The organism is Candidatus Competibacteraceae bacterium, assembly GCA_016699715.1.
In the GTDB taxonomy this organism is placed as follows: domain Bacteria; phylum Pseudomonadota; class Gammaproteobacteria; order Competibacterales; family Competibacteraceae; genus Competibacter.
The window spans coordinates 3,156,260-3,182,377 of sequence record CP065007.1; the positions used below are offsets into that span (position 1 = coordinate 3,156,260).

30 protein-coding genes are annotated in these 26,118 nt (G+C 61.2%); 13 read left to right on the forward strand and 17 right to left on the reverse strand.

The annotated features are described in order from the left end of the window. The first annotated feature begins 5 nt into the window (after nt 1-5). Nucleotides 6-350 (forward strand): SUF system Fe-S cluster assembly protein, encoded by a 345-nt coding sequence (locus IPM89_14235; GenBank protein QQS53976.1) that lies wholly within the window; start codon nt 6-8, stop codon nt 348-350. A gap of 70 nt (nt 351-420) precedes the next feature. Here IPM89_14235 and IPM89_14240 read toward each other — a convergent pair whose 3' ends face one another. After that, complete coding sequence (locus IPM89_14240) at nt 421-1,272, reverse strand: DMT family transporter (protein ID QQS53977.1); 852 nt, start codon at nt 1,270-1,272, stop codon at nt 421-423. A gap of 146 nt (nt 1,273-1,418) precedes the next feature. Here IPM89_14240 and serC point away from each other — a divergent pair, with 146 nt between their 5' ends. Continuing rightward, nucleotides 1,419-2,498 carry a 3-phosphoserine/phosphohydroxythreonine transaminase gene (gene serC, locus IPM89_14245; GenBank protein ID QQS53978.1) on the forward strand — a complete coding sequence of 360 codons (1,080 nt, stop codon included), beginning with the start codon at nt 1,419-1,421 and terminating at the stop codon, nt 2,496-2,498. A gap of 71 nt (nt 2,499-2,569) precedes the next feature. Then, entirely contained in the window at nt 2,570-3,733 is a 1,164-nt protein-coding gene (locus IPM89_14250) for a 3-phosphoglycerate dehydrogenase (protein QQS53979.1), read from the forward strand. Nucleotides 3,734-3,798: 65 nt separating this feature from the next. On the opposite strand, the gene IPM89_14255 is transcribed toward IPM89_14250, so the two are convergent. From IPM89_14255 to IPM89_14265, 3 genes are all read right to left on the reverse strand, one after another. Continuing rightward, nucleotides 3,799-4,569: a hypothetical protein gene (locus IPM89_14255; protein ID QQS53980.1), complete on the reverse strand. Its 771-nt coding sequence runs from the start codon at nt 4,567-4,569 to the stop codon at nt 3,799-3,801. Between the two features lie 74 nt (nt 4,570-4,643). Then, nucleotides 4,644-4,844 carry a hypothetical protein gene (locus IPM89_14260; protein QQS53981.1) on the reverse strand — a complete coding sequence of 67 codons (201 nt, stop codon included), beginning with the start codon at nt 4,842-4,844 and terminating at the stop codon, nt 4,644-4,646. 23 nt (nt 4,845-4,867) lie between these two features. Then, the gene (locus tag IPM89_14265; protein ID QQS53982.1) at nt 4,868-5,434 is read right to left on the reverse strand and encodes an NUDIX hydrolase; all 567 of its coding nucleotides are present in this window, start codon (nt 5,432-5,434) and stop codon (nt 4,868-4,870) included. 63 nt (nt 5,435-5,497) lie between these two features. Here IPM89_14265 and IPM89_14270 point away from each other — a divergent pair, with 63 nt between their 5' ends. Further along, nucleotides 5,498-6,700, forward strand: coding sequence for a VWA domain-containing protein (locus IPM89_14270; GenBank protein ID QQS53983.1), 1,203 nt, complete (start codon nt 5,498-5,500; stop codon nt 6,698-6,700). A 62-nt stretch (nt 6,701-6,762) separates the two neighbouring features. On the opposite strand, the gene IPM89_14275 is transcribed toward IPM89_14270, so the two are convergent. Then, entirely contained in the window at nt 6,763-7,230 is a 468-nt protein-coding gene (locus IPM89_14275) for a DUF4124 domain-containing protein (protein QQS53984.1), read from the reverse strand. Nucleotides 7,231-7,269: 39 nt separating this feature from the next. Beyond that, the gene (locus IPM89_14280) at nt 7,270-8,535 is read right to left on the reverse strand and encodes a sodium:proton antiporter (protein QQS53985.1); all 1,266 of its coding nucleotides are present in this window, start codon (nt 8,533-8,535) and stop codon (nt 7,270-7,272) included. 204 nt (nt 8,536-8,739) lie between these two features. Here IPM89_14280 and IPM89_14285 point away from each other — a divergent pair, with 204 nt between their 5' ends. From IPM89_14285 to IPM89_14295, 3 genes are all read left to right on the forward strand, one after another. Continuing rightward, entirely contained in the window at nt 8,740-9,210 is a 471-nt protein-coding gene (locus IPM89_14285) for a protease inhibitor I42 family protein (GenBank protein QQS53986.1), read from the forward strand. Between the two features lie 438 nt (nt 9,211-9,648). Further along, the gene (locus IPM89_14290) at nt 9,649-10,992 is read left to right on the forward strand and encodes a DEAD/DEAH box helicase (protein QQS53987.1); all 1,344 of its coding nucleotides are present in this window, start codon (nt 9,649-9,651) and stop codon (nt 10,990-10,992) included. After that, nucleotides 10,989-11,255: an RNA-binding protein gene (locus IPM89_14295; GenBank protein QQS53988.1), complete on the forward strand. Its 267-nt coding sequence runs from the start codon at nt 10,989-10,991 to the stop codon at nt 11,253-11,255. The genes IPM89_14290 and IPM89_14295 overlap by 4 nt, the downstream gene beginning before the upstream one ends. Before the next feature lie 249 nt (nt 11,256-11,504). On the opposite strand, the gene IPM89_14300 is transcribed toward IPM89_14295, so the two are convergent. From IPM89_14300 to IPM89_14345, 10 genes are all read right to left on the reverse strand, one after another. Next, a complete protein-coding gene (locus IPM89_14300; GenBank protein ID QQS53989.1) occupies nt 11,505-11,957 on the reverse strand; it encodes a DUF1134 domain-containing protein in 453 nt (150 codons plus the stop codon). Between the two features lie 137 nt (nt 11,958-12,094). Beyond that, a complete protein-coding gene (locus IPM89_14305) occupies nt 12,095-12,574 on the reverse strand; it encodes a hypothetical protein (GenBank protein ID QQS53990.1) in 480 nt (159 codons plus the stop codon). Between the two features lie 169 nt (nt 12,575-12,743). Next, the gene (locus tag IPM89_14310; protein ID QQS55943.1) at nt 12,744-13,061 is read right to left on the reverse strand and encodes a hypothetical protein; all 318 of its coding nucleotides are present in this window, start codon (nt 13,059-13,061) and stop codon (nt 12,744-12,746) included. A 212-nt stretch (nt 13,062-13,273) separates the two neighbouring features. Then, nucleotides 13,274-14,050, reverse strand: a complete 777-nt coding sequence (locus IPM89_14315; protein ID QQS53991.1) for a hypothetical protein — start codon at nt 14,048-14,050, stop codon at nt 13,274-13,276. Between the two features lie 11 nt (nt 14,051-14,061). Continuing rightward, on the reverse strand, nt 14,062-14,472 hold the full coding sequence (locus tag IPM89_14320; protein ID QQS53992.1) for a hypothetical protein: 411 nt from the start codon (nt 14,470-14,472) through the stop codon (nt 14,062-14,064). Nucleotides 14,473-14,660: 188 nt separating this feature from the next. Further along, entirely contained in the window at nt 14,661-14,846 is a 186-nt protein-coding gene (locus tag IPM89_14325; protein QQS53993.1) for a CcoQ/FixQ family Cbb3-type cytochrome c oxidase assembly chaperone, read from the reverse strand. A gap of 67 nt (nt 14,847-14,913) precedes the next feature. Then, nucleotides 14,914-15,516, reverse strand: a complete 603-nt coding sequence (locus IPM89_14330; protein QQS53994.1) for a MarC family protein — start codon at nt 15,514-15,516, stop codon at nt 14,914-14,916. 100 nt (nt 15,517-15,616) lie between these two features. Further along, nucleotides 15,617-16,192, reverse strand: a complete 576-nt coding sequence (locus tag IPM89_14335; protein ID QQS53995.1) for a hypothetical protein — start codon at nt 16,190-16,192, stop codon at nt 15,617-15,619. Next, nucleotides 16,168-16,473 (reverse strand): hypothetical protein, encoded by a 306-nt coding sequence (locus IPM89_14340; GenBank protein ID QQS53996.1) that lies wholly within the window; start codon nt 16,471-16,473, stop codon nt 16,168-16,170. The genes IPM89_14335 and IPM89_14340 overlap by 25 nt, the downstream gene beginning before the upstream one ends. A 435-nt stretch (nt 16,474-16,908) precedes the next feature. Continuing rightward, nucleotides 16,909-17,868: a 2-hydroxyacid dehydrogenase gene (locus IPM89_14345; GenBank protein QQS55944.1), complete on the reverse strand. Its 960-nt coding sequence runs from the start codon at nt 17,866-17,868 to the stop codon at nt 16,909-16,911. Between the two features lie 60 nt (nt 17,869-17,928). Between IPM89_14345 and IPM89_14350 the strand changes: the two genes are divergently transcribed. From IPM89_14350 to IPM89_14375, 6 genes are all read left to right on the forward strand, one after another. Then, on the forward strand, nt 17,929-19,035 hold the full coding sequence (locus IPM89_14350; protein ID QQS53997.1) for a ferrochelatase: 1,107 nt from the start codon (nt 17,929-17,931) through the stop codon (nt 19,033-19,035). Between the two features lie 201 nt (nt 19,036-19,236). After that, nucleotides 19,237-19,989: a TIGR01458 family HAD-type hydrolase gene (locus IPM89_14355; protein ID QQS53998.1), complete on the forward strand. Its 753-nt coding sequence runs from the start codon at nt 19,237-19,239 to the stop codon at nt 19,987-19,989. Nucleotides 19,990-20,099: 110 nt separating this feature from the next. Next, the gene (gene pip / locus IPM89_14360; protein QQS53999.1) at nt 20,100-21,050 is read left to right on the forward strand and encodes a prolyl aminopeptidase; all 951 of its coding nucleotides are present in this window, start codon (nt 20,100-20,102) and stop codon (nt 21,048-21,050) included. Beyond that, entirely contained in the window at nt 21,047-21,502 is a 456-nt protein-coding gene (locus IPM89_14365) for a D-tyrosyl-tRNA(Tyr) deacylase (GenBank protein ID QQS54000.1), read from the forward strand. Before pip ends, IPM89_14365 begins: the two co-directional genes overlap by 4 nt. A gap of 31 nt (nt 21,503-21,533) precedes the next feature. Beyond that, on the forward strand, nt 21,534-24,707 hold the full coding sequence (locus tag IPM89_14370; protein QQS54001.1) for a mechanosensitive ion channel: 3,174 nt from the start codon (nt 21,534-21,536) through the stop codon (nt 24,705-24,707). Further along, nucleotides 24,704-25,234 carry a TIGR00645 family protein gene (locus tag IPM89_14375; GenBank protein QQS54002.1) on the forward strand — a complete coding sequence of 177 codons (531 nt, stop codon included), beginning with the start codon at nt 24,704-24,706 and terminating at the stop codon, nt 25,232-25,234. Before IPM89_14370 ends, IPM89_14375 begins: the two co-directional genes overlap by 4 nt. A gap of 5 nt (nt 25,235-25,239) precedes the next feature. On the opposite strand, the gene IPM89_14380 is transcribed toward IPM89_14375, so the two are convergent. Then, nucleotides 25,240-26,118, reverse strand: coding sequence for an ATP-binding protein (locus tag IPM89_14380; protein ID QQS54003.1), 879 nt, complete (start codon nt 26,116-26,118; stop codon nt 25,240-25,242).

The following is a 26,118-nucleotide window of genomic DNA, read 5'->3' on the forward strand; positions in this document are numbered from 1 at the left end:
TGAACATGAGCGCAATTCCCACATCCCCCGATCTGCCGGACGCCGGTGAACTGGAAGCCCGAATCATCGAGGCATTGAAAACCGTTTACGACCCCGAGATTCCGGTCAACGTCTACGACCTGGGTTTGATCTACGATGTGAATGTCGATCCGCTGGGCAATCACGCCGACATTCAGATGACGCTGACCGCTCCGGGGTGTCCGGTCGCCGGCTCAATGCCGGAATGGGTGGAAAACGCCGCCCGCCACGCCTCCGGGCTGGAATCGGTCAATGTCGAACTGGTGTGGGAACCGCCGTGGACACCGGAGCGGATGTCCATGCGCGCCAAGCTGGAACTGAACATGGTGTGATGGGGAACGATGATTCGAACCTGGTGCCCACGCGGAGAGGACGGCTCTCCAATCCATGGGCTGTCGTTCCCTAACGCTTGACCACCAGATAGACGCCCCCCACCGCCAACACCATGCCGACCAGGGAGATTGGGGGGAGCGTCTCGCCAAACACCGCCCAGGCGATCAGTGCGGTGCTCAAGGGCACCAGGTAAAACAAGCTGGCGACGTTCACGGCGCTACCGCTGTGAATGAGCAGATTCAACAGGCTGATCGCGCCGATGGACAGCACCAGCACCAGCCAGCCGAGCGCGAACATGAACTGGCCGGTCCAGCTAATCTGGAATTCCGTAAACAGGGCGATGGCGATGGCGGTGACGATAGCACTCGGGACAAATTGAATGACCGAGCCGGTACGTAGATCGAATCCGGTGCAAAACCGCTTCTGATACAAAGTCCCCGCGGTAATCCCCAATAACGCCACCAGAGCCGGAACGAGCATCGGTCCGAGTTCGGCGCCGACCCCGAACTTGCCGGACACCACCAGCACCAGCCCGATGAAGCCCAGCGCCAACCCGGCCCAGCGCCGCGCGCTCACCCGTTCTCCAAGCAACCAACCGGCGCTGACGGCGGTCAGCAGTGGCTGCATGCCGACCACCAAAGCGGTGATGCCCGCCGGCAAGCCGTGCTTGATCGCCAGAAACACGCCTCCCAAATAAATGGCATGAATCAACAATCCAGATATGCCGATATGCCACCATTGACTTGACTGTTTCGGCCACGGAGCGCGGCTCAGCACGGCAATCGTGGTCATCAGGACGATAACGCAAAGATAACGGACCAGCAGAAAGGACAAAGGCTCGGAATACGGCAGGCCAAACCGGGCGCCGATAAAGCCGGTGCTCCACAAAAAAACGAATAGAAACGGATAGATGCGTTTCATGAAAGATTCTGGTTTCGCTGGTGGAGGGTCGTTTGGAGGCGCTGGAGTCGATATGGCTTGGGTCGTGGCGACTTTATCCATTATCCGAAAAGGGCGTTTCTGCTACTATGCGCCGCATTTCAGTGCGGTCACGAAGGATGTCCAAGATGCCACGCCCATACAACTTTAGCGCAGGTCCCGCCATGCTGCCCGAGGCGGTTCTGGAACAGGCCAAGGCCGAAATGCTCGACTGGCGCGGTTCCGGCATGTCGGTGATGGAAATGAGCCATCGCGGCAAGGAGTTCGTCTCCATCGCCGAGCAGGCCGAGGCCGATCTGCGCGAGCTGCTGAACATTCCCGCCGGCTACAAGGTGCTGTTCCTGCAGGGCGGCGCTTCCGCGCAGTTCGCCATGGTCCCGATGAACCTGCTGCGCGGCAAGACCAAGGCGGACTATCTGAACACCGGACAATGGTCGAAAAAGGCCATTGCCGAGGCCAAAAAATTCTGTCAGGTCAATGTGGTCGCCAGCTCCGAGGCGGTTAATTTCACCACGGTGCCGGCGCACGAAAGCTGGAAGTGCGACCCGGAAGCGGCTTACCTGCACTACACGCCGAACGAGACCATCAACGGCGTCGAAATGCACCGGGTTCCCGATGTCGGCGTACCGCTGGCGGCGGACCTGTCGTCCACCCTGCTGTCGCGGCCGATTGATGTCAGCAAATTCGGTGTGATCTACGCCGGTGCCCAGAAGAATATCGGCCCCGCCGGCCTGACCATCGCCATCGTCCGCGAGGACCTCATGGGTCAGACCCTGACCGGCACGCCGACTTTGCTGGACTATGCGGCAATGGCCAAGGAGGGCTCGATGTACAACACCCCACCGACCTACGCCTGGTACATCGCCGGACTGGTGTTCCAGTGGATCAAGGCGCAGGGTGGGCTGGATGCGATGGCGGCCCGCAATCAGGCCAAGGCCGAGCTGTTGTACCGAAGCATCGACGAGTCCGGCTTCTACAAGAATCCGGTCGATCCCGCTTATCGCTCGTGGATGAACGTACCGTTTACCCTGGCCGATCCGGCATTGGACAAACCGTTCCTGGCCGAGGCCAAGGCCGCCGGTCTGCTGACCCTGGCCGGCCATCGTTCGGTCGGCGGGATGCGCGCCAGCATTTACAACGCCATGCCGCTGGAAGGCATCAAGGCACTGGTGGCGTTCATGGCCGATTTCCAAAAGCGGCACGGCTGATTTACACCCCCCGCCTCCACCCTTCCCCACCAGGGGGAGGGCGTTTTTTTATCCAACCTGATAGCAAGACGATGTACAAGATCCTGACCCTGAACAACATCAGCGTTTCCGGCCTGGAACGCCTCCCGCGCGATCGTTACGAGATCGCTTCGGAAATCCAGAACCCCGACGCCGTGCTGCTGCGTTCCTTCAAGATGCACGACTGGCCCATTCCCACCAGCCTCAAGGCGGTGGGCCGAGCCGGCGCCGGTGTCAACAACATCCCCGTGCCCCAGATGACCGCCAAGGGTATTTGCGTGTTCAACGCGCCCGGTGCCAACGCCAACGCCGTCAAGGAACTGGTTGTCGCCGGTATGTTGCTGTCGGCGCGCAACATCTGCACCGCCTGGGACTATGCCCGCAAGCTGCAAGGCAGCGATGCCGAATTGTCCAAGCAGGTCGAATCCGGCAAGAAGCAGTTCGTCGGTATCGAACTGCCCAACCGCACCCTGGGCGTGATCGGTTTGGGCGCCATCGGCGTCAGGGTCGCCAATGCCGCCCGCGCGCTGGGGATGCGGGTGATCGGCTACGATCCGCACATCACCGTCAGCAACGCCTGGCAGCTCTCCTCGCAGGTCGAACAGGTGCTGAGCGTCAACGAAATGGCCGCGCAGGCTGATTTCGTCACGTTGCATGTCCCGCTGAACGACGCCACCCGCCACCTGATCAATGCCCAGTTTCTAAAAAACATCCGGCCGGGATTGACCGTGTTGAACTTCTCGCGCGAGGGGGTGGTGGATGAAGAAGCGCTGTTCGAGGCACTGCAAGTCGGCAAGCTCAAAACCTACGTCTGTGACTTTCCCACCAACCGGCTGAAAGATCACCCGCGCGTCATCATGTTGCCCCATCTGGGGGCCTCCACGGCGGAGGCCGAGGACAACTGCGCCATCATGGTGGCCGATCAGGTGCGCGACTATCTGGAAAACGGCACGATCCACAACTCGGTGAATTTCCCGGAAGTGGCCATGCCGCGCAACGGCGGCCCGCGCCTGGTGATCGTCAACGCCAACGTCCCGCACATGATCGAGCGTATTTCCAAGGCGATCTCCGGAGCGGGCATCAATATCCTGGATATGCTCAACAAATCGCGCGGCGAGATCGCCTGTACCCTGGTGGATACCAACAGTACGGTGTCGACCGAGGTGATGGCGCAGATCGCCGGTGTCCAGGGTGTGTTGAGCGTGCGGGTCTTGTAGAAAGGATGCAGCGGATTCAGGGTTCGGGGGACAGGTTTTCCAGCGAGTCCCCCGAACTCCGGATTTTACGGCTCCCGTTCCGGGACCGCGATATCGAGATACGCCAGCCAGTAGCGGGACAGTTCGTTCATGCTGTCGATCCGGGCGGCCAGCGCGGCGAAATCGGCCTTGAGCCGTTCGATCTCGGGCAGCAGGGTGACCAGTTCGGTATCGCAGTCACTGATCTGCTTGCCGCGGCTGGACGCGAAAATGGCGATGCGGGTCGTCAGCAGGCGCACTCGCAGATACAGCAAGTCGCTGGATACATTGGTTTGGCGCTTGCCATGGGTTTCGCCGGCTTCCGGCGCCACGTCTTGTTTACCCAATAAATAGGCTTCCAAACCCTCCACCCGGGCCAGCATCATGCTGAGATGGTTCTGAGTGGAAGTACGATGCGCCAGCGGTTCCAACACCGTGATCTTTTCTTCCAAGCACCGCCGCCGCTCCTGCACGCGAGCCCGCAACCGGTCGATCTCGCAATCCAATTCCACCAGTTGCTGGTTCGATTCCTGCGTTTCCAGGTCGATCTCATCGAGAAACTGACGGAGTTGCCCGGACAGCGCCCGCTCCAGTGTCAGCGTGACGAACCGTTCCCAGACACTGTCGGTTCGCGCGCGCAGCTTTCCCAGGCGTTGGCGCAGGTTACCGGTCTGCTCGACGCTTTCCCTCACGCTCTGTGCATGTTCGGCGCGATCTTGAGCGCTCCAGGTTTTCGCCAACAGATCTTCTTCCTTGAGGACATGCGACATGCCAGCGAGCATGGCTTCGTCAAGTTGAGGGGGGCGACTGGTCTCCACGCGGCGGGGCTCCGAAGGGGTTTTTTCTCAACCCACCGCGCGGACCAACGAGCGGTGGCGCGACGGGTGTTTGTTCAATCCCGATAAGTCCAACCGTCGGGATGGTCGTGGTTCAAGTCATGGACGTCGTATACACACAGATCCTGACCGGGTAAGTGGGGAAAAAGCCGTTGGGCCGTGGTTTCCGCCTGCTGTTCGCTCTCGGCCTCGATAAGCGCCACGTCGATCAGATGGTCGGAACTCGGATCTTCCACGACGATGAGATAGGGTTTCATGAGTGTTCCTTCGGGCTTGGCATTCAATAGTAGCGATGGATACGAAACCGGTTGTCGGATTCACGGATGATATCGCCGACATGAGAATGAAACACACCGGTTCGCCGCTCGGTGAAGTATTGGCGCAAGGTTTCGTGGACCACGGTGAAAGCGAGTTGCTCCCAGGGAATCTCTTCCTCGGCGAACAATCCGACCTCCAGGCTTTCCTCGCCGGGACTGGCCGCGCCATCCTTGATTTGGCCGCGAAACATCAGGTAAACCTGATTGACATGAGTTAAAGAGTATAGACCGTACAGAGTCAGGTTTTCGACCATGGCGTTGGCCTCTTCCCAGGTCTCGCGTGCCGCCGCCGCCACTGCTGATTCGCCGTTTTCCATAAATCCCGCCGGCAGGGTCCACAATCCATAACGAGGTTCGATGGCCCGCCGGCACAGCAAGATCCGGTCGCCCCATTCGGGAACGCAGCCGGCGACGATTTTCGGATTTTGATAGTGGATGGTGTCGCAGGCGTCGCAGATATGCCGGGGCAGGTTATCGCCCGAGGGGACGCGCAAGATGACCGGGGCGCCGCATTGGCTACAGAATTTCATGGAACGGGCTCCTTGTTCAACGGGTTCTTGATTCTGACAACGAACTATTTGACCATTTCCGGTATGAAAACCCTATCTTTCGATGTCTCATCCGCCGGCGAATCCGAATCCGAATCCGAATCCGGCGACGAACGCCAGCGCCGTTGGCGGCTGATTCTCGGCGGCGGCGCGGCCGATGGTACCGGCTGCGAGTTGGCGGCGGCCGATCTGGGCATGGATCGCTGCCTGGAAAATCTCTACGATGAGGAGCGCGCGGGCGGGCTGGGTGGGTCCGCGCCCAAGATCGCCCGCTGGCTGGGCGACATCCGCCGCTACTTTCCGAGCTCGGTGGTGCGGGTGTTGCAAAAAGACGCCCTGGACCGTCATGGCGTGCGGCGCATGCTGCTGGAGCCGGAGATGCTGGCGGCGGTCGAGCCGGACGTGCATCTGGTCGCCACCCTGCTGGCGCTGCGCGGGGTTATGCCGGCCAAGGTCCGCGACACCGCGCGCCAAGTGGTGCGCCAGGTGGTCGCCGAACTGGAGCGCAAGCTGGCCAATCCCTTGCGGCAGGCGATTACCGGCAGCCTCAACCGCAGCGCCCGCAACCGCCGGCCGCGTCACCACGAGATCGACTGGGATCGCACCATTCGCGCCAACCTGCGCCATTACCAGCCCGCGTATCGCACCGTCATTCCCGCCACCCGGATTGGTTTCGGTCGCCGTAGCGCCGCCCTGCGCGACATCATTCTTTGCGTGGATCAGAGTGGTTCGATGGCCGCCTCGGTGGTTTACGCTGGCATCATGGCGGCGGTCATGGCTTCGATCCGATCGGTGCGCACGTCGCTGGTGGTGTTCGACACCGCCGTGGTGGATCTCACCGAGCAGTTGGCTGATCCGGTCGAGGTGCTGTTCGGTACCCAACTGGGTGGCGGGACCGACATCCAGCAGGCGCTGGGTTACTGTCAGGGGCTGGTGCGCGCGCCCAACGACAGCATCCTGGTGCTGATCAGCGATCTGTACGAAGGCGGCGACCGCCAGCAACTGTTCAAACGCGCCGCCAGCCTGGTCGCCGCCGGGGTCAATCTGATCGTGCTGCTGGCGTTGTCCGACCAGGGCGCGCCCGCCTACGATCACGGCATTGCCGGCACGCTGGCCGAAATGGGTGCGCCGGCATTCGCCTGTACGCCGGACCAGTTTCCCGATCTGATGGCCGCCGCCGTTGCGCGGCGCGATCTCGCTCAATGGGCGGCGGCGCGCGGCATCGTCACGGCGGGCCGCGCCGCCTGATCGTGGAAACTCCGCCGGTCGCCGTCGTGGCCGGGACGGGTTCCGCCAACCCCGGCTTTGATTTACGGCGGCTTGATACCGTACTTGCGATAAATCTGCCGCAGTTCGCGCTTGGCCGCGCGGAGTTCCCGGGCGCGACCGCGCGCGCTGCCCAGGGTCGAGGAAGACAGACGCCGGATGTCGCTGTTGAGATTATCGATCCTGGCTTGATCTCCATGGCCAATGTGTACGGGTGTATTCTTCTTACGGCGCGAGGTCTTGGGGCGATCGAGTTCACGCACGGGGATGCCTCGATTCACCGCGCGCAGTTCGCGCAACTCCCGAGTGGCCCGCCGCATCGACCCGACGTTATCCACCTCGCCGTCCGGCGTGGGTTGAGACTGGATATCCAGGGTTTGCGCCGGTCGATCCGTGGCGGGCGGCGCCCCACCATAATGGACTTGCCCCTTGGCGTCAGTCCACTTATAGACCTGCGCCCGAGCCGGCAGGACCAGTGTCAGCACAACAGCAAAGGTCAGCGCGGGTTTCATGTTCGATCCTCCCGAAAGCACGACGACGAACCGATTGGTTCACGGGTCATTCGCGCCAGCGCTGGCGGGGGCCACCGTCGCTTTGATCAGCCTGCCCACCGTCAAACCTTGCACCAAAATCGAGAACAGCACCACGATATAGGTCAACACCAGTACGATCTGACGTTCCGGTCCCAGCGGTAGCGACAGCGCCAGGGCCACGGAAATACCGCCGCGCAACCCGCCCCAGGTCATGATCTTGATGGCATGGGGCGAAAACGTGAAGCCGAACCAGCGCCGCATGAGGCTCACCGGCACGCCCACGCACGCCAGCCGGGCCAGCAGCACGATCGGAATCACCAGCAGGGAAGCCAACAGATGATCGCGCTCGAAGGTCAGGATGATCATTTCCAGACCAATCAGCACGAACAGCATGGCGTTCAGAATCTCGTCGATGAGTTCCCAGAAGGTATCCAGATGCTCTCTTGTGGTATCCGACATCGCCAGACTGCGGCCGTGATTGCCGATCATCAGGCCGGCCACCACCATGGCGATCGGTCCGGAAACATGCAGGTGAATGGCCAGCGCATAGCCGCCCAGCACCAGCGCCAGGGTGATCAGAATCTCGACATTGTAGCTATCGATGCTTTTCAGCAACTGGTAGGCGAGATAACCGATCGCCAGGCCAAACACGATGCCGCCCAGCGCTTCCTCGGCGAACAGCAGGGCGACGCCACCGAGTGTCACCTCCGCGCCACCCGCGGCCAGACCGAGCAGGATGGCGAATACCACCACCGCGATACCGTCGTTGAACAACGATTCCCCGGCGATCTTGATCTCCAGGCTCTTGGGTGCCTTGGCGGATTTCAGAATGCCGAGCACGGCGATCGGATCGGTGGGCGAAATCAGGGCGCCGAACAGCAGGCAGTACAGCAGGGAGATCGAGATGCCGAACGAGAAGTTGAGCACCAGCCAGGAAGCGATGCCCACCAGGAAGGTGGACGCCACCACGCCGACGGTCGCCAGGATGCCGATCGGCCATTTTTTCTGGGCCAGATCCTCCAGATTGACGTGCAGGGCGCCGGCGAACAACAACAGGGAGAGCATGCCCTGCATCAGCACCTGATTGAAGTCGATACCGCCGATAATGGCTTCGGCCCGTTGCTCGACCGGCGCATATCCCAGTTCGCCGAGGCTCATCAGGATCAGGCTGAGCAACATGGCCAGCACCATGACCCCGATGGTGGTGGGGAGTTTAATGAAGCGGTGGTTGATGTAACTGAAAAGAGCGGTCAACGTAACCAATAGCGCGACAATATCCAGCATTATGACGGTCCCAACAATCGGATTCAGGCCAAAGTATGGCTGCGAAACGGGATGCTGTCATGCCGGGGAGCGGCGATGCGGGCATGAAACGACCGGCGAAGGCTGGGACATCGTTTGAAACTTTCCGACCTGGTTGCGCCTCGCCTACAATTTGCGACATCCATTCTCAATTACTCCCGCCCGCCAACGAACCGGTGAAATCGCATGCCCTTAACGCCTAAACCGCGCCTTTTCCTCCTCGCGCGTCTCACGTCAGCGCTACTGGCACTGGCCGTGCTGCTGGTGGTCGGCTGCGCCTCCAAACCCGACAGTGAAGCCCCGGCCATCCCTGCCGGCACGCGGGAGGACGGCGTGCTGGTACTCACCCGCGTCGATGACCAGCGCACCGCCGAAGTCCGGGTTGGGGAACAAATCAGGGTGCGCTTGCCGGAAAGCCACGGCACCGGTTATGTCTGGGCCATCGATGAAACCAATCGACAATTGCTGGCGCTGGACGGCACTGACTTCGAAGACTCAACAGAGGGTTTCATCGGAGCGCGCGGCATGCGCACCTTCACCTTTACCGCCCGCCAACCCGGCGAGGTTGTTCTCAAGCTCAAGCACTGGCGGCTTTGGGAAGGCGACGGCTCGGTGACCGAACGGTTCAGCGTTACCCTGCGCATTCAGGAAGAATAGGGAGAATTGTGATGAACGCAACGCCATCCTGTCCTTCCAATCCTCGGGTTGGCCGGTTCGTCACCTGTCTAGTGGGCGTGTTCCGCACAGTCCGACCACGCTGAATTTCTTGCTGGACATACATATCGTGGTGCTGGTGGGCGGCTGAACGACGCCACATGGCGGGCAGGGATGCCGACCGAGGCGCGAATTAGTCAAACCGTGCGGATCGTGTTAAAGTCATGGGTAAGTTTGTCGCGGCGCGGTCCGGTGCGCGCCCCGAGGTTCCAGCCGTTCCTCTCGGAATTGTCGCCCGCGGGTTTTCCGATTCCCGTTCCTCCCGCAAACCTGTCGTGTTCCACCCTTTGGCTGGGCGCGCCTCGATCACCCTCAATCTCATTTCATTCTGCCTGGACCGGTTCCATGCCACGCATGGGCAGGCGGATTCAGGAGTATTCAATGCCGTTTGCTTCTCTTGGCCTGGTCGACGACCTGGCGCGCACCGTTGCTGCCCGCGGTTACACCACGCCAACCCCCATTCAATCTCAAGCGATTCCCGTCATTCTGGCGGGGCGCGACCTGCTCGCCGCCGCTCAGACCGGTACCGGCAAGACCGCCGCGTTCACCCTGCCGTTGTTGCAGCGCCTGCAAACTCGCCCCGAAACACGGATGCCAGCCGGCCGGCCGCGCGCCCTGGTGTTGGCCCCAACCCGCGAACTGGCCGCCCAGGTTGCCGATAGCGTGCGCGTCTACGGCCGCCATATCGCGCCTCGTACCGCGCTGGTGGTCGGCGGCGTCAGCATGAAACCACAGTTGGACGCGCTGCGGCGCGGGGTGGATGTTCTGGTGGCCACGCCGGGGCGGCTGCTGGACCACCTGAGTCAGAAGACCGTCAGCCTGGCCGGTGTCGAAATTCTGGTGCTGGACGAGGCCGACCGGATGTTGGATCTGGGCTTCCTGCCCGCGATCCGTCGCCTGCTGGCGCTATTGCCCCGGCAGCGGCAAACGCTGTTGTTTTCGGCCACCTTCGCCGATCCGATCCGCCAGTTGGCCGGCGATTTCCTGCGCGAGCCGGTGGTGATCGACGTGGCTCCGCGCAACGCGCCCGCCGACCTGGTGGAGCAGCAGGTGCATCCGGTGGAGCAGACCGATAAAGCCGCGCTGCTTGGGCGCCTGCTGAGCGCCGGTGAGCGGGATGCGACCCTGGTGTTCACCCGCACCAAGCATGGCGCCGACCGACTGAGCCGCCAGCTCGAACGCGAAGGCATCCGCACCGCCGCCCTGCACGGTAACAAGAGCCAGTCGGCCCGCACCCGCGCCCTGGACGATTTCAAGCAGGGTCGGATTCAGGTGCTGGTCGCCACCGATATTGCCGCCCGTGGTCTGGACATCGTCCAGTTGCCGCGAGTGGTGAATTACGAATTGCCGCATGTGCCCGAGGACTACGTCCATCGCATCGGCCGCACCGGTCGTGCCGGCCGCGCCGGACTGGCGATCTCGCTGGTCAGCGAGGACGAGATGTCGCGTCTGCACGCCATTCAGCGGCTGCTGGGCCGTAAATTGCCGTCGTCGGTGGTCGAAGGGTTCGAGCCCAGCGCCGCGAAGCGGTCGCGGGCGCCGGCGGCATCCCCGGCCGGTGCGCGTCACCACCACGCCCACCGCGCCGCTGGGGCCGCGCCGGCCGGAGAACGACCCGCTCACCGGCCCGCTCGCCCGGAAACGGCGGCGCATGATGCGTCCCGGCGGCGAAATAAAGCTCACCATCAGACCCGGCGGGTCGCAACTACAGGAGACCGTGCATGAAAACCGTCTTCATCGGTAATCTACCCTCGGATACCACCGATCAAGAAGTCACTGATATGTTTACAGCCTACGGGCGGGTTCACGGACTCCGGCTGACGCGGGATGTCTTTTCCGGCCTGTGCCGCGGTTTTGGCTTCGTCAAAATGGAAGGCCACGAGGCGCGCGCCGCGATCAGCGCGCTCAACGGCCAGGAACTGCGCGGCCAGCGCCTGAAGGTCAACGAGGAGCGGGCGCAGGGCGCGCGCGGCGGCCGCCACCGCTAGCGGGTATTCACGCTGAGCCGGGGCTCTATCGCGCCGGCTGAATCCAGCGCCTCCGCCAGCCGGTGGAGGCCGGGATAGTCAGGCTTGCCGGAACCTATGGCAACCCTCTTTGAGTTATGGAAGCGTGGACTTCCGAGATCAATCCCCCCGCCGCTGACGCGGCGCCCCCCTTTGAAAAAAGGGAGGCTTGGGGGATTTCCGTTCTTGAGTCGACCACAACTGATTGAGGAGAGCTATAGGTGCAAATCACTACTCCATCGTGACTGTAATGCCGGTCACGTTGCCGAGATTGAGATCCAATCCCTTGGTTCGCGAGCGAAGGTTCATAATCACCCCGTTTTCGTTCTGCAAGCGCAGGCCACCCACGCCACCGCCCAAGGCGACGCTCGCTTCGAACTTGGTGAAGGTGCCGGGGAATTGGGCAGTCTTCCGCAGATCGTACACTTCACCGACGGCGCTCATCTTCGAAACACCCACGTTGAGGCCGGCGCTCAGGCCCTTGAGCTTGAACGGATATTTCTTGCCGTGGAACGTCAGCGTCCCGCTGCCGGTGCTACCGCCCAGAATTAATCCGAATTGTTTCTCTTCAATCGAGACCTTGCCGACCGGCTGTTTCACATCCGCCGCCAACGCCAGACTACCCACCAAGAGCGTCGTGGCCAGCAGGGTGTGACCGGTTATTTTGCAAATATTCTTCATCATCAGATTTCTCCTCGGGTTAGAAACAGCGTGCTGCTTGGTTATCCATGCGCCCCTAATGCAAGGGGGTCAGTTGCTCAGCTTGATCTCAACTTCACTACGCCCAACCAGCTTTTGTTGACTGTTTCCTGCCATAAGCGTCAGTTGCTCAGCTTGATCTCAACTTCACTACGCCCCAGCGAGAGTACGGCCCCTTCACTGGTGCCGGTCAGATGCATAATCACACCCGTCTCGTTTTGCAGCCACAGATCGGCTTGATTCGACGTATCCAGCCCAGCTTGCCCGGTTCCCTCGGAGTAGAGGCCCTCGAAGTCCGACAGCTTGTTCAGCTTGTACACCTTGCCTACGGCATTGATCTCGGATGCGCCGCCCGGACCGACGACACTGCCGATAAGAATGAACGGATAGCTACGCCCCTGGAAGGTCAATGAGCCTTTGCCTCCCGTCATGCCCACCGCAACGGTCTCGGTCATGGTCACAGTGCCGACCGGTGTTAAACCGGCAATGTTTTGCGCTGTTGGGGGCGCTTGCATGGTGCCGCACGCGGAAAAGCCAAGAAGGCTGACTGCCACAAGCGCCGAACGTAGGCGACTGCGTCGACCAAAACAGATATTCATCATCGTTACTCTCAGTGGAAAGGCATTCATATTCGCTGGACCTGCTTCAGCCGTTGGTCAAACAAGATAGACTATACTCAACATCGGTCCGGCCTCGTCGATAAATGGGGTTTGAGACTTTTCCTTTCTCCATTCTCACTGAGGAGATAGGTCTAAACACTGAGTACTACCATTACCAGCCCCACGGTCCCCACATTCCCCAGTCCATGGTATTCATCTGCGCCGCCGACACCTCTTCCAGAGCAATTTGGCGTTGCAAAGCCAATTTCTGGTACTCCTGATAATTAGTCTCAGTTCCCGCATACACACACTGGCAATATTGGGCGTCAACATAGACATAACGGATAGCGCCATTTTGCTGTTGCGGTACCAGTTTGCGCTGTGGCAGACTCTGCAACTGAGCCAGTTTTGCTGGCGTATCAGCCAGTTTCATCTGAAATCCAGCGGCAGACAGGGTTTGTTCGGTCGTTTGAGTATTATCTTTCTGCATCGCGGCGCACCCGACCAGCACTACGGTGAACAGTGCTGCGAATAACCAGGAAGGCAAGGCTTTATCTGTCATGTGGTTTTCCTTTTGTTGATTATCGATACTTAAAAATCAACATCCTATTTTAATTCTTGGATGTTCTTCATGCGGGTGACCGTCCAGCCGTCTTTCTCGGCTTCGTGGCAGATCTCAGTTGGAAAAGGCAAACTGCCCACTCAATGTGCATGCATGGATTCGGCAAGACTGATCAGATTTTGGGGGGCTACATGAATGATGCCGTGGCGTGGAGCGTCAATATCCGCGATCAGCATGAACGCGATGGAGACCACCAGCGGGAGAATCGGAAGCAATTTGGCTTTCTCTGTAGCGTCTCGTAAACCATAACCGACCAATACGTTGCAAAAGATGGCGATCACCGCCATCAGACCCCATGCCTCAGTGGGAATTCGATTCCAAAAGGCCGCCTGGGTGTATCCCTGTGAGTTCAACACATCGTTCATGCCCGAAACGACCAAGGCGACAATGGGTGTCGGCTGCGCCGCCGCTGGCGCCTGAATTGCGGACCACAGCTCGTTCTGTAATTGGGCGGTACGGATATTGACCTTCTGTTGAAGTAGTCGATCATAGTGAGTCCTATAAAACAAGACCCGCTGATCGAGGTAGTTCCGTAGCAGTATGCGTATTTTTACCGCATCCGCCGCAGACAGTAGGTCGATCCTGACGTATTCGGTGCTGATCGCGTTAGCCTCTGCCTCCTCATAGTTCTTGCGTTGATCATACCGCTCTATCGCCATCGAAAAACTGAATCCGATAATCAGTCCAAGCAAGGTCAGCGTTGCGGCCAAGATAATATTAAGATCTTCACGTACCTCAGGGTCCAGTTTGCCTTGCTTTCTGTGCCTGAGAAAGAATCTTCCGATCCATGCCGAAAACCATAGCACGACGAGAGAGAGCGCGAAAACCAGAAAAGGATAGTGAGTAATCTCGTCCATGTTTTTAAGTTTTATGCTGCCCCATTGCCGCCACGCCCGCGGCGAAGGATGCGGTTCACGAGACCACGCATCACCAAGTAGGGCAATACGGCAAGAATCACGGCAACCATCAATGCTTCGGACGGATAAATCCAGTGATGCACGATCATTTGGTAGATGACATCGACCACGACAGCTGCGATGAAGACCTTCCCCACATGTTTCCAGCCTTCTTGCAGGAGATCTCGCCGGTGCGCTGGATCGCTCATGACGACAGCCCAAAAGAACAGCGGCCGACCAGCTCTTGCGTCTTGTATCCCGGAGCGGATCGCAAAGAAAACGGCGACCAATGGCTGGATAATCAAGCGGAATGATAGTGGTGCGTGTGCGCCACTGGTGATATCGGTCCATACGCGCGTGAAGATGGCGACAATCTCGTCCATAGCGTTAGCGTTTTGTTAGCGTTTTCTGGCTTGGCTGTAATAAATGGTTTTTTTGGATCGTTCGTCCGTCAATTGACTCGCTTGTCGCTTCAGCATGTTTGCACTCTCAGGTTGATATTTTTGCTGCTGAACCCGTAAGAGTGTCGATTCTTGCAAGTCGCTCAGGATCGAATCGCCAACTGCTCGAATTACCGCTTGGACCCTTTACTCTCATCATCAAGAAATGGTATCCCAGCATCTTGGTTAAAGCGTTTGGCTCGCTGTTTTCCAGTGAACACATAGATGACAATCCCCAAAAAACCTATCGCCAAGATGAGCATATAAAGCAGGCCAGTCCCTTCCAGGTTCTTTAGTACATCGAATAAATCCTGCATGAGCCTATTCCTCTTGCATTAATCTGTTCCAATGTTGAATCAAACGGGATCGAGCAGGGCTTGATTCTTAGATCGTGAATGCGTGGAATCCCGTGAGGGCAAACTGAACTCCCATGGAAAGGACAATTAATCCCATCAGGCGTGTCATTGTGTCCCGAATGAATCCGCCACCGTCTTGTTTGCCGGAGAAACGAGCGAAGAGCAACATAACGAGCCATGTAGCCATGACCGCCACGGCGATGGCTACCAGGGCTGTGACCGGCGGTTTCAATTGTGTGTGGGCGGCCGAGAGGGTGATCACTCCGGTGATGGTCCCTGGGCTGGCGGCGAAAAGGATCAAAGGCGTGAGCGATGGCTCCGAGTTCGCATGCGCAACAGTTGAGGTCGATGCGGCCGACTGACTGCTGAGCATGGAGAATCCCATCCAAGCCAGCACACCGCCGCCCGCCACCATGAAGGCGTCCAGAGATACGCCGAACAAATGCAACAACTGGGTCCCCACGAGGGCGGTACCCACCAGAATTACCAGTATGGCCAGCCCCGCCTTCGTGGCGTCGATCAACTGCCCGCCAAGAGAACGCCCCGCCTCCGCTTGCACGAATATCATCGCACAGATCGCGGGGTTCACCAGGGACAGCACCGTCACGATGGCCTGAAGTTGTTCTTTCAACTGTATTTATCCTCGTGTTGGAAGATTGAGGCCAAGTTGCGCGGTCCTCACCCTCCGCCCCATTCTTGCGTGGCAAGACAGCGGGGCTTACCGATCAGGGTCAACCGTGCATGGGGGCTCGCGGGAGATGCTCGATGTTGTACTGGTGATCAGCACCGCTGGTTTCGGCGCGATCTTTCACACCGTTCCGGACCAGATGCGGGCTTCGGCCCGTGAAGCAGCGATAGATAAACTCGATTCCGGCCGACAGCAGAATCATACCCACCAAGATCCACGGATGGTTGCGGGTCGCTGGATTTTCGTCTACCTCGACACACAGCACGATCAGGGCGATGGCCGTACTCAGTGCCGCCAGTCCGGATATCCAGGAACGACTCCCGGTATCACGAGCCAGCCGTAGGTTGGCGATATTGACCGCTATGAAGAGTAGCAGGAAACCGGCGCTGCCCATGGTCGCTATTGCCTCCAGCGGTACCAAGTTGGCGATGACGAGGGCAACGGCCGCCGTAATCAGCGCGCCTTCGAAATGTTGGCCACGAAACGACTGCTCGAGTTCTGTGGGTAGAAAGGTGGCTTGCAGCGGCTTGATCTCAGTGCCAGCGTGACCGACCGTGCTCGAATGACGGCGGCTTCCCTGCCGCCAATGTTTGCTTAATTGCCGGTTACGCCTTCCCACTCCTCCTTGGTCATGGGAGAGTCGTAGGGCTTATTCTTGTCTTTTTCATGGGCCGCGCTGAAAAAACTCTTCATGGAATCCTCGACGGTGGCCGAGTTTCCTTTCGTCACCGCGGCGACCGTGCCCGGATGCGCTTTCGCTTCATCCATGCTGACCATGCCGTCCTGGTTGGCATCGACTTCCTCAAAAGGAGGAAAGCTCTCATTGTTCCATTGCGCCATGGCAATACCGGACCCCATCAATAAAGCCAAGCCACTCGCGGCAATAAAAGACTTCTTCATATTGTCTCTCCTAAGTAAATGTTGCCATCTTAAAAACCACGTCGGCCTGTTTCACCAAGCGTTTTGACAGGCTGAACGATTTTGCTAGCAATGCTACTATAGCATCTCTCCCTTTAAAAAAAGAGGGCTCCGCGGTTCAAGCACTGTTGGGAAACGGCAGGTATACTAGCGGTAAAACGCCCGACGGTATGACCGGCGCGCGACACCAGCGTAGGACGGCGGGGGCAGCGGCATGCCAATGATATCGATGAACAGCGAGACCGATCCGCCCTTGGCGGGCATCTCACCCTCCAGCACTCGCACGTTGTAGCTCAGCTCGTCGCCTTTCAGTACCGGGTCACGCAGTTCTATTACTGCATCGTTAACCTTATTTTCATGGATGACCGACAGGGTGGCGTTGGACGGATCGGACAGGGATATTCAGCATTCACGGCGTCATCCCACCACCCGCACCGGCGCACCACTCAAAAATCCGGCGATATTCTCCGCCAGTTGCCCGACCAGCCGCTGGCGCGATTCGCGGCTACCCCAGGCGCAGTGCGGAGTGACGATTAGATTGGGGATATCGGGTGCCAGCAATGGGTTGCCCGCCACGGGTGGCTCCAGACTCAGTACGTCCACGCCGGCCCCACCCAACGCACCCTGGCGCAAGGCATCGGCCAGTAGCGCCTCGTCCACCAAGCCGCCACGCGCGGTATTGATCAGGATCGCGTCGCGGCGCATCAGCGCCAGTTCCCAGGCACCGATCAGGCCCCGGGTTTCCGGCGTCAGCGGACAATGCAGGCTGAGCACGTCCACCTGCGGCAGCAGCAGCGGCAGCGGCACTCGCCCCTCCTGCTCCTCCTCCACCACGCCGGGGCGTTGGGCAATCAGCACCCGCATGCCGAACGCCTCGGCCACCCGGGCCACGCCCCGGCCCAGCTCGCCATGGCCGACGATGCCCAACGTCTTGCCAGCCAGCTCGCGGATTGGAAAATCCAGCAGACAAAACTGGTTGGCTTGCCGCCAGCGACCGTCGCGCACCGCCCGCCGGTAGTCGGACAGCCGGGTGACCAACGTCAGCAGCAGCGCGAATACATGCTGCACCACCGCCGCGGTGCCATAACCACGACAGTTGCAGACCGTTACGCCCCGTGACGTCGCCGCCGCCAGATCGACGTTGTTCAGGCCGGTGGCGGCGATGCAGATCAGCCGCAGTCGGGGAGCATGGCGCAGCGCGGCCGCGTCCAGCATCACCTTGTTGCTGATGATCACTTCAGCTTCGGCGATGCGCGTGGCGACCTGATCGGGCACGGTGGCGGGGTAATAGCGCAGATCCGGCAGGATGCGGTCGATGCCGTTAAAATCGAGATCGCCGCAATCGAGCGAATCCCGGTCGAGAAAGACACCCAGCATGGCGATGAACCCCTTGAGGACGATTCGTTTCATTATAAGACACCGAGGCATGACCGCATCATGATGCAAGCGACCCTCACCTGCTTCTCCCACGATCAGCCCACCCGCACCGGTGTACTGCTGGCCAATCTCGGCACCCCCGACGCCCCCACTCCCGCCGCCCTGCGTCGTTATCTGGCCGAGTTCCTCTGGGACCCGCGGGTGGTGGAATTGCCCCGGCCGTTGTGGTGGCTGATCCTGCACGGCATTATCCTGCGCATCCGTCCGGCCCGGTCCGCCCGTAAGTACCAGACCATCTGGACCGAGGACGGCTCGCCACTGCTGGCGATCAGCCGCCGGCAGGCGATGGCGGTGGCGGCGGCGCTGCGCCAACAGTGCCTGGGTCCGGTACAGGTGGCGTTGGGAATGCGCTACGGCAATCCCTCCATCGCCTCGGCGCTGGCCGACCTGCGGGACGCCGGCGCGCGCCGGCTGCTGGTGCTGCCGCTGTACCCGCAATACTCCGCCACCACGGTCGCCTCGACCTTCGACGCGGTTGCCGCCGAACTGCGACGCTGGCGCTGGCTACCGGACCTGCGGCTGATCACCCACTATCACGACGATCCCGCTTATCTGGAGGCGCTGGCCACCAGCATCCGCGCCGCCCGCGCCGAACAGTCCGGCGAACGGCTGCTGTTCTCCTTCCACGGCCTGCCCAAACGCAACCTGCTGGCTGGCGATCCCTACCACTGCGAGTGTCACAAAACCGCCCGGCTGGTCGCCGAACGGCTGGGCTTGCAAAAGGATCAGTGGGCGGTGGCGTTTCAGTCGCGCTTTGGCCGCGCCGAATGGCTGCAACCCTACACCAGCGAGCTGCTGGCCGCTTGGGCGCGGGCCGGGGTCAAGGGGGTGGATGTGGTGTGCCCCGGTTTCGCCGCCGATTGTCTGGAGACGCTGGAAGAAATCGCTCTCGAAAACCGGGAAGTGTTTCTGGCGGCCGGCGGCGAGTACTACCGCTATATCCCGGCTCTGAACGACGCGCCGGCCCACATCGAAGCGCTGGCCCGACTGATCGTCCGGCACGCGGCCGGCTGGCCGGAATTCGACCCCGACCATGACCCGGTCGCCACCGCCGCCGAACGGGTCGCCAGGCAGGCCCGCGCCTTGGCCATGGGTGCGAGGGTTTAACCCGAGTCGCCAGCGGACCGCCACGGTCCGCCACGCCGGACGCGCCAAGTCGCGGGAAATTCATGGGTCCGGCCTGCCGGCGATTTCGCCCTCCATCGGACCTGACGCCTTCTATACTGACTCGGTAGATGCGGTGTCTAGGAGTCCTCCGCGCCACAACGACCCACGGCACGGTCGCGAAATCGATCCGGTGAGGGCAGCATGATTCATGGTGTGTTATTTGATCTGGAAGGCGTGCTATACGTCGGCGGACACCCTCTGCCCGGTGCCCGCGAAGCCCTGCTCAGCTTGCGCGCGGCCGGCATTCCGGCCCGTTTCGTCACCAACTCCACCCGCCTGACGCGCGGCGCGATCATTAACCGCTTGGCGCGGATCGGACTGGAGGTTTCGCTCCAACACCTGTTTACCCCGGTGGTCGCGGCGCGCAACTATCTGATCGCTCGGAAACTGACGCCGCATTTGCTGGTGCATGCCGACATCCAGGGCGAGTTCGCCGACCTGCTGGGCGGACCGCCCGGCGCGGTCCTGCTCGGCGACGCCGGCAATGCTTTCGGTTACGGGACGCTCAACGAATGCTTCCGGCTGCTGTTGGGCGGCCTGCCACTGCTGTCGATGGGTTCCAATCGCTATTTCCGCGAAAACGGTCAGTTGAGCCTGGATATCGGTCCGTTCATGACCGCGCTGGAGTACGCCGCCGAGATGGAAGCCGTGGTGCTGGGCAAACCCTCGCCCGAGTTCTTCCTGGCGGCGGTCAACAGCCTCAACCTGCCGCCCCAGGATGTGGTGATGGTCGGCGACGACGCCGAAATGGATGTATGCGGCGCGCTGGCGGCCGGTCTGCGCGGGGTACTGGTGCGCACCGGCAAGTACCGTCCGGGCGACGAGGCCAAGGTCGTGCCTCACGGCGGCCGGGTACTCGACGACCTTGATGCGGTAATCGATTACATTCTTTGAAGCGCCGCTATTGCGGGTAAAATCCGCCCTCGTTTTCAACCCCTTTTCTGCTGGCGGTTCCGGAAAATCATTGGCCGACTCGCCCCCTTTCGCACCGAATCGGAGTTTTCATGCGCGTCCTGTTTCCCGATATCAAACCCTATGCTACTCAACGCCTCGCGGTGGACTCACTGCATACTCTATATATTGAGGAATGCGGCAACCCCAATGGCCTGCCGGTCCTGTTCCTGCACGGCGGCCCCGGTGCCGGTTGCGAACCGATGCATCGGCGTTTCTTCGACCCGCAACGCTACCGTATCGTGCTGTTCGACCAGCGCGGCAGCGGTCAATCCAGCCCGCACGCCGAACTGCGCGACAACACCACCTGGCACCTGGTGGCGGACATCGAAAAACTGCGCGAACACCTCAACATCGACCGCTGGGTGGTCTTCGGTGGTTCCTGGGGCTCGACTCTGGCGTTGGCCTACGCCGAAACCCACCCGGATCGGGTACTGGGTCTGATCCTGCGCGGAGTGTTCCTGTGCCGCGACCAGGATATCCACTGGTTCTACCAGCACGGCGCCAACCGCCTGTTCCCCGATTTGTGGGAACATTTTCTGGCACCGATTCCGGCGGCGGAACAGCACGACCTGATCCACGCCTACCACCGGCGGCTGACTGGTGCCAACGAACTGGAGCGACTGCGCGCGGCCAGAGCCTGGTCGGTGTGGGAAGGCGCTACCCTGACCCTGGAAAGCAACTCGACCATGGTCGAGCACTTCAGCGAAGCTCACCGGGCGCTGAGCCTGGCGCGCATCGAGTGCCATTACTTCGTCAATCAGTGCTTCATGGAACCCGAGCAGTTGCTGCGCGATGCCGACCGGCTGCGGACCATGCCCGGCGTCATCGTCCACGGCCGCTACGACGTGGTTTGCCCGCTGGACAATGCCTGGGCGCTGTACCAATCCTGGCCGGAAGCAGATCTGCGGATCGTCTCGCCGGCCGGGCATGCCGCCAGCGAACCGGGCATCGTCGATGCGCTGATCACCGCCACCCAGGCGTTCGCCGATCGGCTGGGATGATTGGGCTGTTGCAACGGGTGACCGAGGCACGGGTCGCGGTCGGCGGCGACACGGTGGGCGCCATCGACGCCGGCTTGCTGGTGCTAATCGGGGTCGAGCGCGGTGATACCGAGATCCAGGCCGACCGGCTGCTGGAGCGCCTGCTTGGCTATCGGGTATTCGCCGACGCCGACGGCAAAATGAACCGAAGCCTGCGCGAGGTCGGCGGTGGACTGCTGCTGGTACCACAGTTCACCCTGGCGGCCGATACCCGCAAGGGACTGCGTCCCAGCTTCACCCCGGCCGCGCCGCCGGACGAAGGCGAACGATTGTTCGGCTATCTGGTCGAACGGGCGCAACGCCAACATACGCCAGTCGCCACCGGCCGCTTCGGCGCTCACATGCGGGTCGGCCTGAGCAACGACGGCCCGGTGACTTTCTGGCTGCGCGTGACCCCAACCACCGGTACCTGACCCATTTCTCCTTCGGATCCCCACCATCCGTATGATCCCGTATTTTCTGTCTTCCTCCGGCATTGCGTCGCGTGCCGGAAATTTCACCCTTATTCTGCTGCTATCGATCATGCTGGCGACGGTCGTCCGAGCGCAGCCGACCGCGCCGGTGACGCCACCGGTCGATCCCGCCAAGATCGCCGAGCAGCAGGCGGCGCGCCGGCAGTCTCTGGAGCACGACCGGCAGTCCATCGAACGCACCCGCCAGGACTTGCAGGCGCGGCTCGCCGATCTGCCGCGGCAGATGGAGACGCCGCGCCCGGAACAGATCGACGAGGCGATGCTGGAACAGACCCGGGTGGATGCGGAATCGGCGCGGCTGCGCCAGGAAAGCGCGCTGTCGGAACTGAACAACAGTCGGCGGCGTATTGAAGATCTCCAAAAGGGGATCGGCGAACTGGAAGCACGCGAGCAATTGCTGAAAAATCCCGCCAAGGAGGCCACCGAGGGGGCGGCTGACCGCGCCGAGCAACTGCGGCGGACCAGCCAGGCTCTGACCCAGCAGCGTGCGGATCTGGAGCTGGAAAATCTCAATCTGGCTAATCTGCGCGACCAGTTCGAAATTGCCAAGCTGCGTTTGAAACTGGCCGAACAGTGGCGGGAATGGATCGAACAGCGCTTCCAGCAGCGCCAGGAGCAAGGCCGGCAGAGCGCCCAAGCCGAACTGGTTGGCCGGCTGCAAGCGGACCTTGTCACTCAACAGGACCGAGCCAACGCGCTGCGCCAGCGACTGTCTCAGAATCAGGGCACGCTGCCGCTGGTGCTCTGGCAACGCCTGGTCACCGAGCTGCAAACGGTCGAGGAGCACATCAACCTGTTGAGCCTGGACCGCCATCTGGCGGAGACCGCCAATATGTTGGCCCGTCTGAAGGATCTGCCGAACAACGCCAGCGTCGACCCGGACGACCTGCGGGACGCGCTCGAACAGCTTGCCGCGATGCGCGACGACCTGCGCCGCACCGAAGATCTGCTACAACAAAAAAGCGCCGTCTACGAGCAACAGCGCCAGGTGATCGAACGGCGCGAAGCGACGACGGCGAACGACCGGCGGCTGCGCGGCGAGGAACTGCAACTGACCGGCCAGTTGCTGGACGATTTGAGTCAGCGCGCCGGCCAGGCGCAGGACCAGTCGCTCCAAGTCAACAGGATCGCGGCACAGCTCGACCACGATTACCGGGAACGTCTGCGGCGGGATCTGTTCACCCGCAAACCCTACCCAGATACGACCGAGGCCTGGCGGCAACTCCTGGAGGCCATGGCCGCCGCGCCCCAGGTGTTGTTCTACCAGATCCGGCTCAGCCTGGAATCGACCATTCGGGCCCTGCTGGATGCGACCGTGCTGCGCTGGGCCATTCTGGTGGCGTTGGAGGGTATGCTGCTCTGGGGACTGGTGGCGACCGTGCGCGGTCTGCGGCGGGCCTCGCGCCGCCTCGGCGAGCAGCGGGTACAGGGCGACAGCTTTCTGCGCCAGTTGGTCGCCAGCGCGCTGCTGCTGGCCCGAGCCAACCTGGGGGGTACCGGCTTCGCGGCCGCCCTGCTGTGGCTGCTGTGGCTGGTCGAGGTCCCCCAGCCGGGGTTTGGTATCCTGATGACGCTGGCCCTGGCGTGGCTGGCGATCAAGCTGCCGGTCAGCCTGGCCTGGCTGCTGCTGGTTTCGCCGCGCCTGCTGGCCGAACAGCGGCAACCGGCGCTGTACCGCCAACTGTTTTGGACTCTGATCGGCGGTGGTGCGCTGGTCGCCCTGGTGGTGTTGGCGCATCTGAGCGATTTATCCGCCATCGTGGTCAACGCCTTTGATCGCCTGTTCATGCTGTACTGGTTTTGGGCGTTTCTACCCGTGCTGCGTATTCGCCGGCTGGTCATGGACCTGCTCGGCGCCCGGCAGGAGGGACGGCTGTGGTTCGTGGTACTGCGTTTTGGCAGCCTGCTGCTGCCGCTGTCGCTGCTGGGCGCCGCCGTGCTGGGGCTGCTCGGCTACCTGCAACTGGCCTGGCTGGTCGCCGGCTACCTGCTGGTCTTCATCGCCGTGCTGGTCGGCTGGCTGTTGGCGCGCAGCCTGCTGAACGATCTGGTGGTGGCGTTGAAAAACTTTGCCGTGACCCATTCCGGCTACGGTTTGCTGTGGACTCAGGACATCATCACCCCCCTGCACCGGATTTTGAACCTACTGCTTTTCCTGGGCGCATGGGTCGTGTTGTTCCGCGCCTACGGCTGGACCGGCGAATCCGCGGTGGTCACCTCCATCTGGGCCTTCCTGGAGCGGCCGCTGTTTACCATGGGCGCGGCGGAAATCACCACCTGGCGCATTCTGATCACCATCACCATCCTGCTGGTGGTGATCTGGCTGGGGCAATGGAGTCGGGCGATCAGCTATCGCTGGGTGCTCTCCCACATCAGCGATTTGGGCGTGCGCCACAGCCTGTCGGTTTTCACCCAGTATGCCGTGGTGTTGGTCGGGCTGCTGTTCATCCTGCGGGTGGTCGGCATCGATCTCACCACCTTGGCGGTGTTCGCCGGGGCGGTGGGCGTCGGCATCGGGCTGGGCATGCAGAGTCTGGCCAACAATTTCGTCAGCGGCCTGCTGCTGCTGATCGAGCGGCCGCTGCGCACCGGGGATATCGTCCAGGTCGGCACTCACTTGGGCGAAGTGACCAGCATCGGCATGCGCTCGCTGACCGTGCAGACTTTCGACAACGAGTCGGTGATCATTCCCAACGCCGAGGTGATCGGCAACGCCTTCACCAACTGGACGCACGGCGACCGGGTGCTCCGCACCATCCTGTGGGTTGGCATCAGCTACGACGCCGACCCTCATCAGGCGCAGAAAATCATCGAACGGATCCTGCGGGAACATCCGGCGGTACTAGCGGAGCCGGAACCGCTGGCCCTGCTCTGGGATTTCGCCGATTCATCGGTAAAGTTCCGCGTCCAGTATTTCATCGATCTGGGCCGGGATCATCTGCTGAAAACTCACAACGAGATTCTGTTCACGGTCTGGGATCGGTTCAAGGAGGCTGGAATCCGCATTCCTTACCCGCAACAGGATCTCTACCTTAAGGAGTGGCCGGCATCCAGCCCGGCCGGTTTGATACCAGCCCCATTCAGTTCCGGCCCGTCATCCGGTGGCGCCGGCCCCATTACCCACCATACCGACATCACTCGATGAAAACGATTGAATTGCTTCTCGAACGCTTCATCTTGCTCAGCCGCTGGCTGCTGACGCCGCTGTATCTGGCGCTGATCGCCATCCTGATTCTATTCGCGGTCAAGGCCTACCAGGAGGTAATCCATCTGTTCGCCACCATTGCCACGCTTACCGAAAGCGATCTGGTATTGGCGGCGCTGGCATTGATCGATCTGGCCCTGGTGGCCAACCTGCTGGTGATGGTGGTGCTCAGCAGCTACGAGACTTTTGTATCCAATCTCGACGTGCGCGAAGGGCAGGAAAAACCGCCCTGGCTGGGCAAGATCGACGCGGCGACCATCAAGATCAAGCTGGCGGTCGCCATCGTCGCCATTTCGTCCATTCATCTGCTCAAGGCGTTCATGACCGTCCCACCCCAGAATGGCGATCAGCCTGTATGGAACCATCAATTATTCTGGCTGGTGGTTATCCACATGACCTTCGTGCTGTCGGCGCTACTGATGGCGGTGATCGACCGTATCGCCTTCGCTCCGCACCGTAGCCACTGAGCGGCTCAGAGACTGTGCCGACCGACCCAGTCGCGGGCGAACTGCCAAGCCACTCGGCCGCTACGCGAGCCGCGCTGCAACGCCCATTGCAACGCCTGCTGGCGGGCGGCCTCGTTCAAGCCCGTCGGCCATCTCAACTGCTCCAGCCAGTAGCCGACGATGGCCAGATAATCATCCTGGCTGAATGGGTGAAACGACAGCCACAGCCCGAACCGCTCCGATAGCGAGATTTTTTCCTCCACCGCTTCACCGTGGTGCAACTCGCCGTCGACGAGACGGGCGTCCTCGTTTTCCCGCCGGTATTCGGGCAGCAGATGGCGACGATTGGAGGTGGCGCAGAGCAATACGTTGTCGGGCGCGGTGCTGATCGAACCGTCCAGCATCGCCTTGAGCGCCTTGTAGCTGGGGTCGTCGGCTTCGAACGACAGATCGTCGCAATAAAGCAGGAACCGCTCCGGCCGCTCGAACAGGGGATCGACAATATCGGGCAGGTCGATGAGATCCTGCTTGTCTACTTCGATCAGGCGCAGGCCGCGCTCGGCGTATTCGTTGAGCAGGGCCTTGATCAATGACGATTTACCGGTGCCGCGCGCGCCCCACAGGAGCACGTTGTTGCAGGGCCGTCCGGCCAGAAATTGCCGCACGTTTAGATCCAGTGCCGTCTTTTGCCGGTCGATTCGCTGCAAATCGGCTAACCGCAGGCGATGAGGATGCCGTACCGGTCGCAGGGCGCCACGCTGGCCGAGTCGCCGCCAGCGGAATGCCCGGTCGTATTTCCAGTCCGGCGGCGCTGGCATCGCCGGCAAGCCTTGCTCCAACCGTTCGAGCGCGGACGCCAGCCGTTCAGCCAGCGCCCGCTCAAGCGATAGCGTCACCGACGGCAT

Excerpts from the sequence above, each read along its gene's own strand:
- IPM89_14235 (QQS53976.1), top strand. The coding sequence starts at position 6 with ATGAGCGCAATTCCCACATCCCCCGATCTGCCGGACGCCGGTGAACTG.
- IPM89_14240 (QQS53977.1), bottom strand. The coding sequence starts at position 1,272 with ATGAAACGCATCTATCCGTTTCTATTCGTTTTTTTGTGGAGCACCGGC.
- serC (QQS53978.1), top strand. The coding sequence starts at position 1,419 with ATGCCACGCCCATACAACTTTAGCGCAGGTCCCGCCATGCTGCCCGAG.
- IPM89_14250 (QQS53979.1), top strand. The coding sequence starts at position 2,570 with ATGTACAAGATCCTGACCCTGAACAACATCAGCGTTTCCGGCCTGGAA.
- IPM89_14260 (QQS53981.1), bottom strand. The coding sequence starts at position 4,844 with ATGAAACCCTATCTCATCGTCGTGGAAGATCCGAGTTCCGACCATCTG.
- IPM89_14265 (QQS53982.1), bottom strand. The coding sequence starts at position 5,434 with ATGAAATTCTGTAGCCAATGCGGCGCCCCGGTCATCTTGCGCGTCCCC.
- IPM89_14270 (QQS53983.1), top strand. The coding sequence starts at position 5,498 with ATGAAAACCCTATCTTTCGATGTCTCATCCGCCGGCGAATCCGAATCC.
- IPM89_14275 (QQS53984.1), bottom strand. The coding sequence starts at position 7,230 with ATGAAACCCGCGCTGACCTTTGCTGTTGTGCTGACACTGGTCCTGCCG.
- IPM89_14280 (QQS53985.1), bottom strand. The coding sequence starts at position 8,535 with ATGCTGGATATTGTCGCGCTATTGGTTACGTTGACCGCTCTTTTCAGT.
- IPM89_14285 (QQS53986.1), top strand. The coding sequence starts at position 8,740 with ATGCCCTTAACGCCTAAACCGCGCCTTTTCCTCCTCGCGCGTCTCACG.
- IPM89_14290 (QQS53987.1), top strand. The coding sequence starts at position 9,649 with ATGCCGTTTGCTTCTCTTGGCCTGGTCGACGACCTGGCGCGCACCGTT.
- IPM89_14295 (QQS53988.1), top strand. The coding sequence starts at position 10,989 with ATGAAAACCGTCTTCATCGGTAATCTACCCTCGGATACCACCGATCAA.
- IPM89_14300 (QQS53989.1), bottom strand. The coding sequence starts at position 11,957 with ATGATGAAGAATATTTGCAAAATAACCGGTCACACCCTGCTGGCCACG.
- IPM89_14305 (QQS53990.1), bottom strand. The coding sequence starts at position 12,574 with ATGATGAATATCTGTTTTGGTCGACGCAGTCGCCTACGTTCGGCGCTT.
- IPM89_14310 (QQS55943.1), bottom strand. The coding sequence starts at position 13,061 with ATGCAGAAAGATAATACTCAAACGACCGAACAAACCCTGTCTGCCGCT.
- IPM89_14315 (QQS53991.1), bottom strand. The coding sequence starts at position 14,050 with ATGGACGAGATTACTCACTATCCTTTTCTGGTTTTCGCGCTCTCTCTC.
- IPM89_14320 (QQS53992.1), bottom strand. The coding sequence starts at position 14,472 with ATGGACGAGATTGTCGCCATCTTCACGCGCGTATGGACCGATATCACC.
- IPM89_14325 (QQS53993.1), bottom strand. The coding sequence starts at position 14,846 with ATGCAGGATTTATTCGATGTACTAAAGAACCTGGAAGGGACTGGCCTG.
- IPM89_14340 (QQS53996.1), bottom strand. The coding sequence starts at position 16,473 with ATGAAGAAGTCTTTTATTGCCGCGAGTGGCTTGGCTTTATTGATGGGG.
- IPM89_14345 (QQS55944.1), bottom strand. The coding sequence starts at position 17,868 with ATGCTGGGTGTCTTTCTCGACCGGGATTCGCTCGATTGCGGCGATCTC.
- IPM89_14350 (QQS53997.1), top strand. The coding sequence starts at position 17,929 with ATGATGCAAGCGACCCTCACCTGCTTCTCCCACGATCAGCCCACCCGC.
- IPM89_14355 (QQS53998.1), top strand. The coding sequence starts at position 19,237 with ATGATTCATGGTGTGTTATTTGATCTGGAAGGCGTGCTATACGTCGGC.
- pip (QQS53999.1), top strand. The coding sequence starts at position 20,100 with ATGCGCGTCCTGTTTCCCGATATCAAACCCTATGCTACTCAACGCCTC.
- IPM89_14365 (QQS54000.1), top strand. The coding sequence starts at position 21,047 with ATGATTGGGCTGTTGCAACGGGTGACCGAGGCACGGGTCGCGGTCGGC.
- IPM89_14370 (QQS54001.1), top strand. The coding sequence starts at position 21,534 with ATGATCCCGTATTTTCTGTCTTCCTCCGGCATTGCGTCGCGTGCCGGA.
- IPM89_14375 (QQS54002.1), top strand. The coding sequence starts at position 24,704 with ATGAAAACGATTGAATTGCTTCTCGAACGCTTCATCTTGCTCAGCCGC.
- IPM89_14380 (QQS54003.1), bottom strand. The coding sequence starts at position 26,118 with ATGCCGTCGGTGACGCTATCGCTTGAGCGGGCGCTGGCTGAACGGCTG.